Source organism: Sphingobacterium sp. B29, assembly GCF_001952815.1.
In the GTDB taxonomy this organism is placed as follows: domain Bacteria; phylum Bacteroidota; class Bacteroidia; order Sphingobacteriales; family Sphingobacteriaceae; genus Sphingobacterium; species Sphingobacterium siyangense.
Map to the genome: position 1 here is coordinate 4,957,523 of NZ_CP019158.1, position 15,273 is coordinate 4,972,795.

A 15,273-nucleotide genomic window follows, 5' to 3' on the forward strand; every position below is an offset into this window, starting at 1 on the left:
AGGACTAATAAAACTCCTATAAACCAGCATATACAGTTGTTATTGGATAGACATTTCATAAATTGAGCCTTCTAAAAAGTTAATATCAGCATTGAGGTAATACTTGTCTTTATAAGTGAACATTCCGCCAAAATACATATGATTTCCATTAATACTTAAATAGATAGGACTTAGCGTGTTTTTTACTATGTTGTACATCATAAAATTATTGACGTCCAATGCCAGTAATATATCACCATTAAAATTTATGGCACCGACAGGCGCATAAGGATAGGTTTGATTTGTTGTTCCGACACGATATAATTCTGTAAGTTTAAATGTGTTCGCGTCAACAGCATATATCGTTAAGGTATACCCGATATTGAAACCTTGGTCAAATACATTTGAAACTCCAAGTGCATATAATCTGCCTTTAACTGAGACAAAGCATTCACTGGAAAAATTAGTATCGAAAGTGGCGATCTCCTCAAATTTATCTTTTGTCGGGTTATATTTGGCGACAATATTCTTTATTCCACGAGAATTCACTGTAAGTGTATACGTTTGGTAGACCGCATTATTGTGCACAAAGATACTATGATTACTATAACCGTGCGATTCTTTAAGTTGGGGCCGGCTAAAATAGTACTTTGAAAATTCGCGTTTTTCAATGTCAAAAGCTTGACAAAACAACTCATAACCATTGAAAAGGTCCGGCTCTAGCGAAGGCAAAATATGGCTAACTGGCAGTGCAAGAAAAAATATTCGATTTCCAATGGATACGGACTTTGGCGGAATAACCCCCATCGTATCGGGAATATGAGCAATATTCTGCAACCGGCTCGTTTCAGGATCAAAATGTGAAACAGAATTGTTCCAAAAATAATAGATTTGGTCATTGCAGATCGAAGGATAATTAGTTCTCCAGTTCGTCTTTTTCAGTCCTATGGCCAATGTATTTCCCTTATAAATAAAATCAATAGCCTGACCAATGATCTCTTTCTCTTTATAAATCACGCGCAACATATAATTGCCGTCTCGATACGGATAATAACCCGTTAGACTGATCTGATAGGTTCCATTTTTCGTTGCAATGGGATAGTTCATGTGAAGCGTGTCCATTCCAAATAGAAATTTAATATCCCTCAGATTAATATTATTAAGATTCTTCCCTTCAACCACAGTCCTAAACTGGCCCCTTTCATCATACTCTGCCTCTGTATTTGGCCAAAAGAGCGTAAAATCTTCTGGGAATGGAGCAGTTGTGGTTATTTCAGTTTTACGCTCAGATTCTATTGTGTTGCCATTATACTCGATGTAAGGCACCAAAATATAAGTAGATTCGGAATCCAGTTCATTCAATGTGAGTCGAAACATATCGCCTTCACGAACAGCTTCAACACTTTTTCCTTGACTGGGATTATCTTTTTTATAGTACCTGACGCCCGATTTTGTATATCCTAGACTGGAAATCTGATAGGTCATTGAAATTTCTTTATCCCGGACACTAGTGATGGCCTCATTAATAATCCTTGGAAAAACCTCATTTTTTTCAGTTTTACAGGCCGACATAAGAAAAACAAGCCCCAGTAGACAAAGGTATTTGTTAAAGTTGCCCATTTGATTTTGTTTTAATATAAATGAAATTCAAATTTTCATAGGACCAGGTTTGTATATAATAGAAAAACAGGTTGTATGAATTATCGACATTCTGGGTCATATTTTTAAACATATGCATCTCCAAATTAGGATATTGTAAAGTCGATAAGAGCTTCAGATCACTGTCATACTTATTTATAGTACCATAAGTGGATATTCCACCACCTTCTTGCTGTCCATAGACCACAATATTGTTATCATTATCAAAAAAAGCTCCTGCTGGCTTTAAATTGACGTACTCACCCAATTTTGCCTTGACATTGCCATTCTTATCAAATTTGACATACCTTAACGAATAGGAATAGAAGTCAAAACCCCAGAGATAAAAAATATCATTTTTATCTTTCAGTAAAATAGGCATATGGTATTGACGTTCGTAATCGCCAGGAAGCTTTCCATCAAACTCAAAAGTAGCCAGCACATTACCGTCCCGATCTGTTTTTTGCACCTTAATTTTTGTTGCTTCAGAATCAAGCAAACTATAATAGATCTGTTGCGCATTGTCTAACTGAATTGAAGAAATGCCAACGGAGCTATTTTTACGTTTCCAAACAACTTTAAAGTCGCTGGTAGTAACCTTTAATAGCTCTCCCCCACCTGTACCCATGATCATGTTCTGTGACGCGTCAAACTGAACTGATGAAACGTAATCATTCGGAGACAAATCTATCGAAACGGGCTTCTCCAGTTTCAGTTTACCATTTGTCTGATCAATGACATAAATATCGTGTTTAACAATAATGAAAGCTTCATCTTGCTTAGAAGGCAACACTACATGTGGTGGTAAATCATAATAATTTAGATCCTGGATCAAGCGATACCATATAATCTGGCCTTTATTATTTGTACGATATACAATCAGTTTAAAATTTGTTTCTCCACCCTCATGCTGCAAGAATGTACAGATTAAATGTCCACCATCTTCCAGAAGACGGATGCTATTATTGCCCGTTATACGTGATTGCGTATGAATTTTGTATTCAACATAAGTACTTCCGTTAGTTGTACTGCCTCCAACAGTTCTTGCATCTATGCTTTGTTCTTGTATTATTCCCGTTTGGGAACTCGCAATTACACGGATCTTATAATTTGTATCACCAAGCAAATTAATTAAGCTGTATTTTGTTATACTAAGATCCTTCGCTACAAGCTTATTATCGACATATATCGCATAGGATACTGGCTTAAAATGCGAACTGTTCACCTTATCCCAAGATAACTCTATTAAATCTTTGTTTGCAGCACTTACAACAAGATTCAAAGGATTTAATATTTCTGCCTGATCAATATATTCATCGGTTTTGCTCGCAATATTCTCCTTCTTGGAACATCCTCCAATTAATAAAATTAGAATTAAGAAAAATAGCTGAGCACAATGGTAAAAAATAGCTCTTTTCATAAAATGAAGTTACTCACCAAAGATATTAAAAAGGTTGTATCAAAAGCATTTTTTTAAACATAATTAATTGATGCATTAATTAGGCCAAATAATTCTCTACAATATTTAATAGACCTTTATGAGATTATCGTGCCCCACAAGCAAATTCCATCTATACACACACCTATATTATCTGATTGTACAGCATTATAGGATGAAACATATCTTTTACTTCACCGTTAATTTGACGCTTGCTTTCTTCAATCCTTTTCCTTCTACTTCTGCTATAATTTCCCCAACAGAGTCTCTGCTTTCAACAAGAAAAACCAATTGACCATTAAAGCACTTCATGAAAGGCTTCTGAAATGATTCCAAACTTGTTGGATCTCCATTCGCCACAGCCTTAAATGCCCCCTGCCCTTTTACCTTGAATTTTAATTCTCGGTCTTCGCCTGTCACTATATTCCCCTGTTTATCAACCAGCGTAGCTGTGATAAAAGCAATATCTTTTCCATTTGCTTTCAATTGTTTCCGATCAACGTCTAAACGTACAGTATATAACTTACCTGCCGTCTTTACACTATCTCTTGCAGCTATATTTCCTAAAGAATCATAGGCAACTACCGTAACCGTACCCGGTTCGTATTTAGTATCCATCCACATCAAACGATAGCGCTTTTGACGCATAAAATCATTTTGTGCCTTTTTATCGTTAGAATTTTCCAAGGTAACATCAAAATCTTTCTTTTTTACTCCTTGACTTTTTCCATTGATAAAAATTTCCGCTGCAGGGTAATCTGTATAGACAAAAATTGGCGTTTTCTGTCCTTCGCGTCCCTTCCAGTTCCAATGAGGAAGAATATGAAGTGTATGCAATTCCTGGTTCCAATGGCTACGATAAAGATAATATCGATCTTTAGGGATACCGGCAAGATCTACAATACCGAACAAAGAACTATGACTTGGCCAATTTGTATAGTAGGGTGTCGGTTCGCCCAAATAATCGAACCCTGTCCAGACAAATTCACCTATTGCGTAAGGTAGATCGTCATGCTGAATAAAGTTATCTTCAGGCAAATCCGACCAGGAACAATGCTCTACATCATAACTCGAAGCCTGATGGTCGTCATATTTTGCCATCGATTTTCGTTCAACGGGAAATTTATAAACACCTCTAGAACTCAAAGTAGACGCAGTTTCAGTACCAAGAATTAACTGCTGTTGTAACTTTTTATAGGCTTCGGGGTATTTAAATGGACGATAATTAAAGCCTGCAACATCCATCGTTGAGGCAAAGCTACTATTTATAACCGCATCAGGGTTGTCCATCCCCTGGGTAACTGGGCGAGATGGATCCTCACGATGGCAAATATCTTGCAGATATCTCGCGACCTTAGATCCGTCAGGACTTCCTTGTTCGGGTACTTCATTTCCAATACACCACATCACAACGCTTGGATTATTGCGGTAATGCCGTATCAGATTTACAAGATCTTTTTCGGCCCAATCGTTAAAATATTGATTGTACCCATTCTTCATTTTGGGAATTTTCCATTCATCAAAACTTTCCGCCATTAGCATAATACCCATTTCGTCACAGGCTTGCACCAGCTCCGGCGCCGGCATATTATGGGAAGTGCGAATGGCATTAACGCCCATATCTTTCATTATTCGTAACTGCCGCCTAATAGCGGCATCATTTACAGCTGCTCCCAAAGGCCCCAAATCATGATGCAAACACACTCCTTTAAATACGGTCAGCTTTCCATTCAAATAAAACCCTTTATTGGGTACCATAGCAATGCTTCTGATTCCAAATACGGTTTGATATTTATCGATTAATTTGCCGTTCTGATAGAGTTTGCTGACAGCCTTATATAAATTGGGGGATTGCAATTCCCACAATTGTGGTTTCTCAACGAACAATTCCTGTTGCATCTGCTGGATCTGGTAGTTGCCTATCTGATCATTCTTCTTCGCCACGATGCGTCCATGGCTATCGATAAGAATAGTTTCTAAGGATAGAGAATCTTTCGACAGATCTATACCGGCTAAATCAGTCCGAACCTGAATTCGCGCGAAATCCTTTGTGATCTCAGGCGTCGTAATATAGGTGCCCCAATGTGCAATACTTGTTTTTTCAGTGATCTCCAATCGAACATTTCGATACAATCCTGCGCCAGGGTACCAGCGGGATGACTCAGACTTATTTTCTAATCTTACCGCGACCAAATTTTGACCCGGACTCACATACTCGGAAACGTCAAAATAAAAACTATTATAGCCATAAGGCCAATTGCCGACCTTTTTCCCATTCACAAAAACGACAGCATTGCTCATAGCACCATCAAACTGTAAAACCGTGCGCTTATTTTGAACGTTTTGTGGCAATTCAAATTCTTTACGATACCAGCCAACGCCTACAAACGGAAGTCCACCAGTCCGACCTGCATGTTCCAATGCTTCCTTTTGTCCATCTTGAGCAATAGCCATATGCTGCTTATCATTGTTGGCACTAAATGGGCCATAAATTGCCCAATCATGCGGAACACGAACAGTCTGCCATTCGCTTGTAATCAATCCGATATCAGCGAAGTTTGGCTGATCATGTTTTGTAAATTTCCATCCATCCTCGAGCATGGTTACTATTCGTTCCTGAGCAAATAAAGTATTTGGTCCAATAGATATTATTGCACATAGTATAAATTTCAGTCCTCGGGTTGAAAAAATGGATAAATAAGATTTAGATTCTTTTTGCATCTATAGCATTTTAAGGTTGAGTTTGTTCATAAAAACAAATTGAAGATCCGAAAATACAACTTATGTATAACATAATAAAATTATTCAGATCTTTTGTGATTGGAATTAAAGCTGAAATCATGATGTGTTATTCAAATACTCCTCTTTCATTGAAATAGAGTCCCAGCTGTTCTATTTGCGGGTTTAGACGAGATTGTAAAATGTTGATTCTTAATCTCTGGGCACTAACTGTCGGAAAAGTCAATAAACGTTTGTTACCGATAGTAGTTCCTTTCGACACTTCTCTCCAGACTCCATCTTGCCAGATCTCCAAATTAAATCGCTCGACACGTTGCCCTAAAGCGATGGTTTCCTGTAAGGAAAGAACGTTGAACGCGGTTGCTTTAGGTAGGGTATATTCAAAAGTTGCTATGCTGTTTTTTTCATCTTTCGTCGTCCAAAATGGCATTTTTTTCCATTTTTTTAAAACGAGGCCTGCAGTATGGAGTTTAGCTTTGCTTAAAAGATTTTTCGAAAACAATGCTGTGCGCCAGTCATTCCACTTTTTTAAATTTGCAGCATCTACCGAATGAATCAAGCCTGCAGTTGTTGGTGGAATATTAAGCAACAAGACACCATTTTTCCCTACCGAATTAAAATAAATATCCATCAACTTACCCGGGCTTTTGACTTTGTTATCCTCTTCCTCGTGATAGAACCATCCCGGGCGTATAGAAACATCAGTTTCCGCTGGGTACCATACCAGCCCTTTTGCCTCTTTGATCCTTTCTCTGCTCCCAAGATCTTTATTACGCATATCTCCGGCCGGTTTAATATTCATCTGCTGTTGCGATCCTGCAGCTATCTGATTTTGTGCTAGATTACTAGCCGGTACGACTGACCATTCTGTGTCCCGTCCATACCCCGTTTCTGTACCGACCCATCTTACATCGGGTCCCATAACTGCAATAACGGCCTCAGGTTGTTTTTCACGTATAACCTGATAATAACGATTCCAATCGTATTCCTGCTTTTTACCGTTAGGTCCCTCTCCGTTAGCACCATCAAACCAAACTTCATCAATCTGACCATATCGGGTCAGTAATTCGCTCAATTGGGCAACAAAAAAATCATTATAAGCTTCTGACCCATAAGAAGCTTCATGTCGATCCCAAGGGGAAAGATATACCCCCAACTTCATATCGTATTTTTTACAGGCCGCAGCAAGTTCGCCAAAAATATCTCCTTTTCCCTTTTTGTAAGGAGAATTTTTAACCGAATAGTCTGTTGTATTCGTTTGCCAGAGGCAGAAGCCATCGTGATGCTTCGCGGTAAGAATCAAAAGTTTGATTCCACCTTCCTTTGCTGTCCTAACCCATTGTTCTGCATCTAATTGCGTCGGATTAAATAATTTTGGATCGTCTTTCCCTTCACCCCATTCCTTATTTGTGAAGGTATTGATCCCAAAATGGAGAAATCCGGTCACTTCCAGCTTTTGCCAATCAAGCTGTCTTTGGGTCGGTATCACGTTGGCAGCTTTGGTTACAATAGCAGATTCTGATTCTCCGGGTTGTAATGCAATCATATTTTGAGCCGAAGCGTGAAAAACCGCTGCCAATAACAGTAATGTAATTGTATTAATTTTCTTCATTTGATATTTATCTGACAAAAATAAGATAGCCGGAATAATCTCCGAACTATCTTATCTTCAAAATTTTCGTAAAGGTTCCGACCAATTATTGATTGGCCCCCTGATTGGCAACTAAAGGCCAATTCGGGTTTTGATAGATAATTGAACCAGCTGGGCTACCATCTGTCGAAGTTATGCTCAAATGACTTATTGCTATGGGAGACAAATAATGGGCACTGGTCCAGCTATAGCCATTTAGAACAAGATTGTTAGCCGAAAGATTAATCCGATAGGGTCTTAAATATTGACTTTCCTGTGGTGAAGACACATTTGCGGTTTTTCCTGCTGTGCCGGGTACGATTAAAGTCGAGACGCCTTTATCTTTGTACCAGTCTTGCATAGGCCCCCACAGCCTCATCCCTTCAATAATGTATGGATTGCTTGCTAGCTGATCAAGAGCCCGCCAACGCCTAAGATCATTAAATCTAAATCCCTCGGCAACTAGTTCCAAACGGCGCTCCCTTCTAATATTATAAAGAAGTTTGTCAGATAGTAATTGTCCTGCCGAATATGCAGCAAAGTCACCCTGAGCTTCCTTTTGCATGTCGGTCGCATTTACGGTTGCCATAAAATCTGTATTTACACCTGCTCTTTCTCTGATTTTTGTCCAGTAACTATTGGCTTTTGCATCGATCACTCCCTTTGCAAGATAACTTGCTTCAATATAGTTTAGATACGCTTCGACTGCGCGAAATATAATCGAGCCTGTGGTACCAGTCTGTCCCTCAGCTTGGGCAAAAAGATAGCTCATTCCTTTTTTCAAGGCATAACCTGTCACGTACCTTGTTTCGGCTAGTCCGATAATATCTGGTCTCGGCTCTGTCTGCACAGCACCTGTCGAAGAAGTCTGGTTGGTATAACTCAATTCCCCAGGTGCTTTCATAAAGAGCTGTAAGCGATTATCCCGATTTTTTTTGACGAGGCTGATGGAATCGTCACCTGCATACCCAGCGTTAGAAGCATAAATAGGCAGTCCGTTTTTCATGGTGAAATTTTCCACAAGACCTCTTGAATATCCAGAATTTCCGCCATTACGGTTCATGTAGTGATTTACAGCATGCGTAATTCCTAAAGGCATTGAATAACTCCGCCATAAAAGGACTTCACTGTAACCGTTTAGATTTTCATCACCAAACATTTTAAAATAGGGATTTGAAGATGAATTATAACCATCATCCTTTGTATTTCCAACAAGTTCGACTGCATCGGCTACCTGAGCGGCGGCTGTCATCGACTGTTCTAAGAAATAATTGATCTCATTATCGATATTGATCGAAAAATTTGGATGCGATTTTGCACCCGGCCAGCCAGTACCACCAGGGACGAAAGCTGTTCCTTTATGGTATTTTAGCCAAGAGCCTTCAAATAATCCTACACGAGATTTAAAAAGTAAAGCAGCCTTTTTTGAAATACGGTTTTTCCCGTCCGGAGCAACATCGTTCAGCAGTGTAATCGCCGAATCCAAATCAGAAAGAATAAATCTAACCACCACATTCCTAGGTTGTCGAACAGAAGCAGCGGTCAGCTCTTCCATATTATCTTTCAGTGTATTTCTGATGATCGGAAAATCACCTAGCGCCTGTACCTTAGTAAAATATTCATACGCTCTCAAAAAATAAGCTTCTCCCACATAATGGGTTATATTTGCGGAATTTCCTGTTACCTTACCATTTTTCCATTTTGGAAGTACTTGTTCAAGAAAATAGTTCAACTGTCTAATCTGGGTAAAATCCCATTCACCTCCGGAACTTGGCACACGCCATTCTCCCGGGACCCAGCGTGTCGAATAACTTGAAGTCACCTGGTTATCAGTACCGTTATCGTTGGCAAATGTTCCAAGCCCCCAGCCAGAATGGGATGGAAAGGCATAACGTCCAACAGTATATGCAGCTAAGTCCGCTTCTGTATTTAAATATTCTTGTGGTGTTACATTGGATAAGGGTTCTCTATCCAAATACTTATTGCAGGAGTGCAAAGTGAACAACACGGTCATTGATAGCAACCAAGAAATTGTGGAGAAATAATATGTTCTTTTCATATCTATCTGTTTAAAAATTCAAGTTAAGTCCAAAAGAATAAGTCGTCGAAAATGGATATGTTTTTCCATCGTTCCACCCTCCAAGTCCAACGGTTTCCGGATCAAAAACCTTGGCCATTTTGGTAAAAGTCAACAAATTTTCACCTGATGCATAAATTCGAATTTTGGAAAATCCTATTTTGGTCAATAGCTGTGGAGAAAACGTATATCCAAACTGAGCATTCTTTAAACGTAAATAAGCGGCGCTTTGCAAATATCTCGTTTGCGTTTGCTGATTTTTTGAGGTATTAAAATAAGGTCTTGGTAAATAGGAATCTTTATTAACACCTAATATACCATTTTGTACCATAGTGGAATTCTCATCACGGTAGAAGTCCATATTCTCAACAAATCCAGCAGATTGCCACATCCCGCCATTCGCTCCCCAAAAATATGGGCCATTGGGCATATAATCGCGTTTTCCAACACCTTGCAAGAAAATCCCTAAATCGAACCCGCTATAATTGAAATTTAAATCAAAACTGTAACGATAGCGTGGGGCCGAATTTCCTATAATTGCCAGATCCCCTGGGTTAGCCAACGTATTGGCTCCATTATTAACCTGACCGTCTCCGTTGAGATCAGCATACATGATGTCGCCAGCTTGCCAGTTTGTCCCGAAAGACTGTTTGGCATTAGCGAGATGTGCAGCCATTTCTTCCGCGCTCTGTGCTATTCCTAAAGTTTGATATCCCCAGATCTCCCCATTCTTCCGGCCATCATACCAAGTACTCAACGTACCAGTAGGATTAGGATATTTGGTTACTGTCTGACGGTCGTCGGAAAGTACAGCTCGTGCGCTATAATTCAGTTTACCGATATGATCTTTCCAGTTTACCTCAATTTCGAAGCCTTTGGAATTCATCTCGGCATTGTTTAAACGCGGTACAGCCGTGCCCAAAATAACAGGAAGTTCTGGTGCTGGTCCTATCATATCGAATGTATTCCGACGATAGACTTCAAGAGATAAACCTAAACGATTGGAAAGTGCCCGCAAATCAAGCCCCACATTCCAGCTTGATACACGCTCCCAGGTCAATGTAGAGGCAATAAGCCCAGGTGCACTGGCTGTATTTGTTTTTTGTCCATTCAAAAGCCAGGTACCATTAGCTATACTCACTGGCATTGTTGCATAAAAAGGATACCAATTGTCCGTATATTGGTTTCCCAGCTCGCCATAGGAACCACGCAACTTAAACATGGAAACATGCTCCTTGATAGGCCAAAATGATTCATTCGCTATGTTCCATCCAACGGAAACGGAGGGAAAGAGATTCCAGCGCAAGTCTCTTGGAAAACGTGAAGAGCCATCGTATCGCCCATTCGCTTCAAAAAGATATTTATCTTTGTAGTTATAGTTTAAACGTCCAAAAAAACCAGCGGTAGCCCAATGTTGGTAGCCCCCAGAAGCTCTTGGATTAGTGGTCGCAGTATTCAATGTCGGTATATTATCTGTGATTAGATCGCTCATGCTTCCATTAAGATCTCTATACTTATTGAGCTCTGAATTGAAACCAGCCAAAATTTTGAAATGGTGATCATCGTTGATGTCAAAGGAATAATCTGAAAAGAAATTTGTACTGAAATATTCATCTTTTCGATTGTATTCGGACACATTGGTATATCCTGCCGCATTGTATCCTACCGCAACGGGAAATGGATTTCCTTTTGCATCATTTGAATAAGCTCTCAAAATTTCAGCATGATCATTTTGACTCGTAATGCGATAATTGACATTTCCTGTTACATTCAAGTTTTTGATTGGCTGATAATGCAATTGCAGCTGTTGATAGAGAAAATCTTTCTGAAATTTTGAACGCCCCCCCTGCTGCAGCTGCAAGATTTCACTTGGTTCGGAATAATTTCCATTTGGATCGTACAAAGGTATCGTAGGCCATCTTCTAGCTATATTATGATAATATAAATCATTCATATGGCTTGCTTTTTCGTAGTCTTCACGTACAAAACGCGTATTGTACATCAAGTCTAACTTATCGCTAATCTTTGCATTGATTTTCGTAGCTATCGAGTATCGTTGAAAATTATCATTGGCAAATCTGTTCAAACCGTTTTGATTCATGTAATTTGCAGAACTATAAAAATTCAGTTTTTCAGTCCCCCCATTCAAACTGAGTGTGTGTTCATGGGAAGTTGTAAAGTTCCGATAAAACTCCTTAAACCAGTTTGTATTCCCATTAGATCCTGTATAGTATTGAAATCTGTCACTAGCATTTGGGGTAGTCGTCGTTTCAATTTCGCCTTTCTGATAAGCATCAATTCGTTCCAATACCTCCTGCGAAAATTTTGCTCCCTCACCATCGTTTGCTGCGACTTCATTGAAATAATAAGCAAATGTTTTGGAATCTAACATCGTGGGTAGTCCTCTTGGCTTGCCCAGTCTGATATTATTGTTATAATTTGCAGTTATCTTCCCCGATTTCCCAGATTTTGTCGTAATGAGGATTACTCCGAAAGGTGCTCTGGACCCGTAAATAGCCGAAGCTGCTGCATCTTTAAGTACGGTGATATTTTCAATATCCTGAGGATTAAGTGCATTCATATTGCCTTCCATCCCATCTATTAAAACCAAAACTGATGAACTTGACCCCACGCCTATCGTTCCTGCACCACGAATATTGACACTTAAATTTTGATTTAGCTCACCCCCCAGTCCGGTTGTCTGTAAATTCAGTCCAGGGATCATGCCCTGAAGGGCCTGTCCAACATTCTGCACAGGTCTTGATTCTAACTCTTTACCGTCAAGAGAAGAAACCGCACCGGTCAAATTTGCCTTCTTTTGTGTTCCGTACCCCACTACGACAACTTCTTCCAAGGCCCTATCTTGATTGGCCATTGTCAACAGCATTGGATTGCGACTCGCATTTTCACTTAAAGAAGCATACCCCACATAGGAAAAATCCAAAATGGATTTTTCATTTGCTACTTTTAAAGTAAATGTTCCGTCTTCTGCTGTCAATACAGTATTTGAAGTACCTCTCTCCGTTACAGTCACACCTGCAATTGGTTTTCCCGATACATTTAACACTGTACCTTTAATTTCTATCCGTTCTGATTTTTGATTTGGGCTATCTTTTAAACTAGTTCTTTCCTGTGGTTTAACAATAATAGTGTTGCCTTCAATCACAAAATCTAGATTCTGCTCGGTGAGCGCTTTTTTCAACACCAATCTCAGATCCAGTTTGGAACCTGAATAAGTGATTAATTTTTTGTTTTGCAGAATATCCGAATCATAAATAATCTGATATCCTGTTTGTCTACGGATTTCTTTTAGGGCCTCAGTTAAGGTTGCATTTTTTAGATTCAGGTTTAATTCTTGTGCCTTGACTAAAGGAAGACTTTGGAGAGCGATTAAACCAAAGATAGTCCCTATTCTTGACGATCGCTTAAGAAGAGTTAAAGCGGATTTGTCCCGAACAAACCCAAATTTGTTTTTTTTCAGGTGAAATTCTTTATTCATGTTTTTAGGTTTTATTGTAAAAGGGGCATTATCCCCATTCTTACAATAAAGAGTCTCCTAAACGCTACTACCCTAAAAACTTTTTTAAAAAATTATTTCATGATCTTTTAACGTGATGTTCAAATTGCCTGATTTTTTTATGAGATCCAAAATCTCAGAAAAAGAGCGATCTCTTTTAAGAAAAAGTGTGAAATTCCGCTTTGGAACTTTATTGGGATCAAAATGAATTGGATAAATATTAGCAAGATCTGAAAGAATATCGCGCAAGCTTTTATTTTCGTAATACAAATTACCATCTTTCCACGATGTATAATCTTCGGTTATAGCAATTGTTTTACCAATAGCCCCTTGATCATCCAGCATGGCCATCTCTCCAGGAATAAGTAACTTATTTTTTCCTGATTTAATACTTTTCAAAGCTATACTTCCTTCTGTTAATACAGTCTGCTCGACTTTTTCACGAGACAAAACATTAAACTTTGTACCTAAAACAGCTATCCGCTGTTTCTCTGTCAGAACAATGAAATCCTGTTTAATACCAGCCTGTTGTCTCTTAGCAACCTCAAAAAAAGCTTCTCCTTTTAAACTTAAAATCCGATTTTTTAAAAAATCACCTTTGTAGCTCAACTCAGAATTGGAATTGAGAAATACCGTTGTTCCATCTTTTAACAAAACCTTATACAATCCACCAACCCCAACACGCAAAACAACATCATCAAATTCGGCGGTTGATGATTCTGTCTGTTCAATAATCAACATATCTTTCTTTTTACTGACCTTGAAAGGTTTGTTTTTATTATTCTCCCATTCAGCAAGCGACATGGGCCTTGATCCTGAGATTGTGATATCACCTGCTGTAATATCGGCATAAAGATGTTCAGCTTTTTGGGGGGACAGGTCAATGGAACGAGAATAGAAAATATAGAAGCTAACAGAACAAATAGATAAAACAAAAAATAGGATAGCACCATTCAACAAACGCTTTTTACGTTTCTTTGTGCTAATCGTTGTTAGAATACGATCAAAAGTTTGTTTTTTTATATGTTCGCTATCGTTTAGGGGCATGTGTTTATAATACAGATGAATTAAGATTTTAATTTGTTAATACGACAAGTTAACGAAAAGGCGAATATAATTATAAGGCTTTTCGTAATTTATTCAAGACTTTTGATATATGATATTCGACAGATTTAATACTAAGATTCATTTTTTTTGCGATTTGTTTGTAGGATAAATCATCTTCTCGACTCATAATAAATATTGCCCTTGTTTTGATTGGAAGTCTTGCTAGTAAGCCATCAAGCTGATCAGAAAGCTCTTTATACGAAAGCTCATCATGCTCAATCGCGATGTCTAACAACAGGTGATCCTCTACTTCATTTAACCTACGTAATTTCCTCAGCAGCTTAAAACATCTGTTTTTTGTACAAATGAATAAATAATCTTTTAACGATGACTGGATGTTTAATCGTTTATGACGGGCCCACAACTCGGTAAAGACATCATGTAAAACATCTTGTGCTAGCGATTCTTCCTTCATTAATCGTAAAGCAAAGCTATAGAGGCCATCCCAGTAAAAATTATAAACTAAGGAAAATGCTTGCATATCTCCGTCTTTTAGACAGCGCAAAATTTTATGCTCTATTCGACTTTCCACTTGATTCGATTCCATATCGGTAATTAAAATGTTCTTTCAAAGGTTAGCAGATGTTTAAGATTAATTGGTTAGATTAAGAAAAAATGCCAACAATATTATGTATTACATAAATACAATATTAATATTTTTTTATAAATGTATAAAACGATATATAAAATTTTTAAATAAAAAATTAGTCCAAATTTTGCTTTGGCCTCGAAATCATAGTATCACCTTGGTATAGTTATATGTTTATTTCATTGAAGGATCTAAAACTGGATGAGAAGCAGCAAAGTTGGGGATCAATCGACACGCTAGAGTAGTTGTACTCCTCAGCAGCGATATATTTTGTCTGTGCATTATAAAATAAAGCCCATGATATCGTAGGAACACAAACTTGGTTGACTGTAAGAATATCAATTGTTTAAACAAAAAAAATCCACATTAATTCTTAAATTAGAGGATAAACCTATTTCAGCATATTTTAACATCCCTCAACTAGGTACCATATATGAACAAAATCCATTTTGTCAGAGAAGCAGTGATTAATATAGTTTTCATTGAAGCCATTATTACTTCTATTATATTCCATTTTTTTCTGTACATACAAAACAACTTCATCTGGATAGAAATAGTT

8 protein-coding genes are annotated in these 15,273 nt (G+C 38.2%); all 8 read right to left on the minus strand.

What is annotated here, in order from left to right; genetic code table 11:
- Nucleotides 1–39: 39 nt before the first annotated feature.
- The 8 genes from BV902_RS21200 to BV902_RS21235 all read right to left on the minus strand — a co-directional run bounded on the left by BV902_RS21200 (nt 40) and on the right by BV902_RS21235 (nt 14,672).
- Nucleotides 40–1,599, minus strand: coding sequence for a hypothetical protein (locus tag BV902_RS21200; RefSeq protein WP_139145010.1), 1,560 nt, complete (start codon nt 1,597–1,599; stop codon nt 40–42).
- Entirely contained in the window at nt 1,586–3,037 is a 1,452-nt protein-coding gene (locus BV902_RS21205) for a hypothetical protein (RefSeq protein WP_075993651.1), read from the minus strand. Before BV902_RS21205 ends, BV902_RS21200 begins: the two co-directional genes overlap by 14 nt.
- A gap of 207 nt (nt 3,038–3,244) precedes the next feature.
- Nucleotides 3,245–5,776 (minus strand): glycoside hydrolase family 2 TIM barrel-domain containing protein, encoded by a 2,532-nt coding sequence (locus tag BV902_RS21210; protein WP_083663710.1) that lies wholly within the window; start codon nt 5,774–5,776, stop codon nt 3,245–3,247.
- Between the two features lie 127 nt (nt 5,777–5,903).
- A complete protein-coding gene (locus tag BV902_RS21215; RefSeq protein ID WP_075993652.1) occupies nt 5,904–7,406 on the minus strand; it encodes an alpha-L-fucosidase in 1,503 nt (500 codons plus the stop codon).
- A gap of 85 nt (nt 7,407–7,491) precedes the next feature.
- On the minus strand, nt 7,492–9,483 hold the full coding sequence (locus BV902_RS21220) for a RagB/SusD family nutrient uptake outer membrane protein (RefSeq protein ID WP_075993653.1): 1,992 nt from the start codon (nt 9,481–9,483) through the stop codon (nt 7,492–7,494).
- Between the two features lie 10 nt (nt 9,484–9,493).
- A complete protein-coding gene (locus BV902_RS21225; RefSeq protein WP_083663711.1) occupies nt 9,494–13,000 on the minus strand; it encodes a TonB-dependent receptor in 3,507 nt (1,168 codons plus the stop codon).
- Nucleotides 13,001–13,084: 84 nt separating this feature from the next.
- Complete coding sequence (locus BV902_RS21230) at nt 13,085–14,065, minus strand: FecR family protein (RefSeq protein ID WP_075993654.1); 981 nt, start codon at nt 14,063–14,065, stop codon at nt 13,085–13,087.
- 70 nt (nt 14,066–14,135) lie between these two features.
- A complete protein-coding gene (locus BV902_RS21235; protein ID WP_075993655.1) occupies nt 14,136–14,672 on the minus strand; it encodes an RNA polymerase sigma-70 factor in 537 nt (178 codons plus the stop codon).
- Nucleotides 14,673–15,273 lie beyond the last annotated feature (601 nt).

Excerpts from the sequence above, each read along its gene's own strand:
- BV902_RS21200 (WP_139145010.1), bottom strand. The coding sequence starts at position 1,599 with ATGGGCAACTTTAACAAATACCTTTGTCTACTGGGGCTTGTTTTTCTT.
- BV902_RS21205 (WP_075993651.1), bottom strand. The coding sequence starts at position 3,037 with ATGAAAAGAGCTATTTTTTACCATTGTGCTCAGCTATTTTTCTTAATT.
- BV902_RS21210 (WP_083663710.1), bottom strand. The coding sequence starts at position 5,776 with ATGCAAAAAGAATCTAAATCTTATTTATCCATTTTTTCAACCCGAGGA.
- BV902_RS21215 (WP_075993652.1), bottom strand. The coding sequence starts at position 7,406 with ATGAAGAAAATTAATACAATTACATTACTGTTATTGGCAGCGGTTTTT.
- BV902_RS21220 (WP_075993653.1), bottom strand. The coding sequence starts at position 9,483 with ATGAAAAGAACATATTATTTCTCCACAATTTCTTGGTTGCTATCAATG.
- BV902_RS21225 (WP_083663711.1), bottom strand. The coding sequence starts at position 13,000 with ATGAATAAAGAATTTCACCTGAAAAAAAACAAATTTGGGTTTGTTCGG.
- BV902_RS21230 (WP_075993654.1), bottom strand. The coding sequence starts at position 14,065 with ATGCCCCTAAACGATAGCGAACATATAAAAAAACAAACTTTTGATCGT.
- BV902_RS21235 (WP_075993655.1), bottom strand. The coding sequence starts at position 14,672 with ATGGAATCGAATCAAGTGGAAAGTCGAATAGAGCATAAAATTTTGCGC.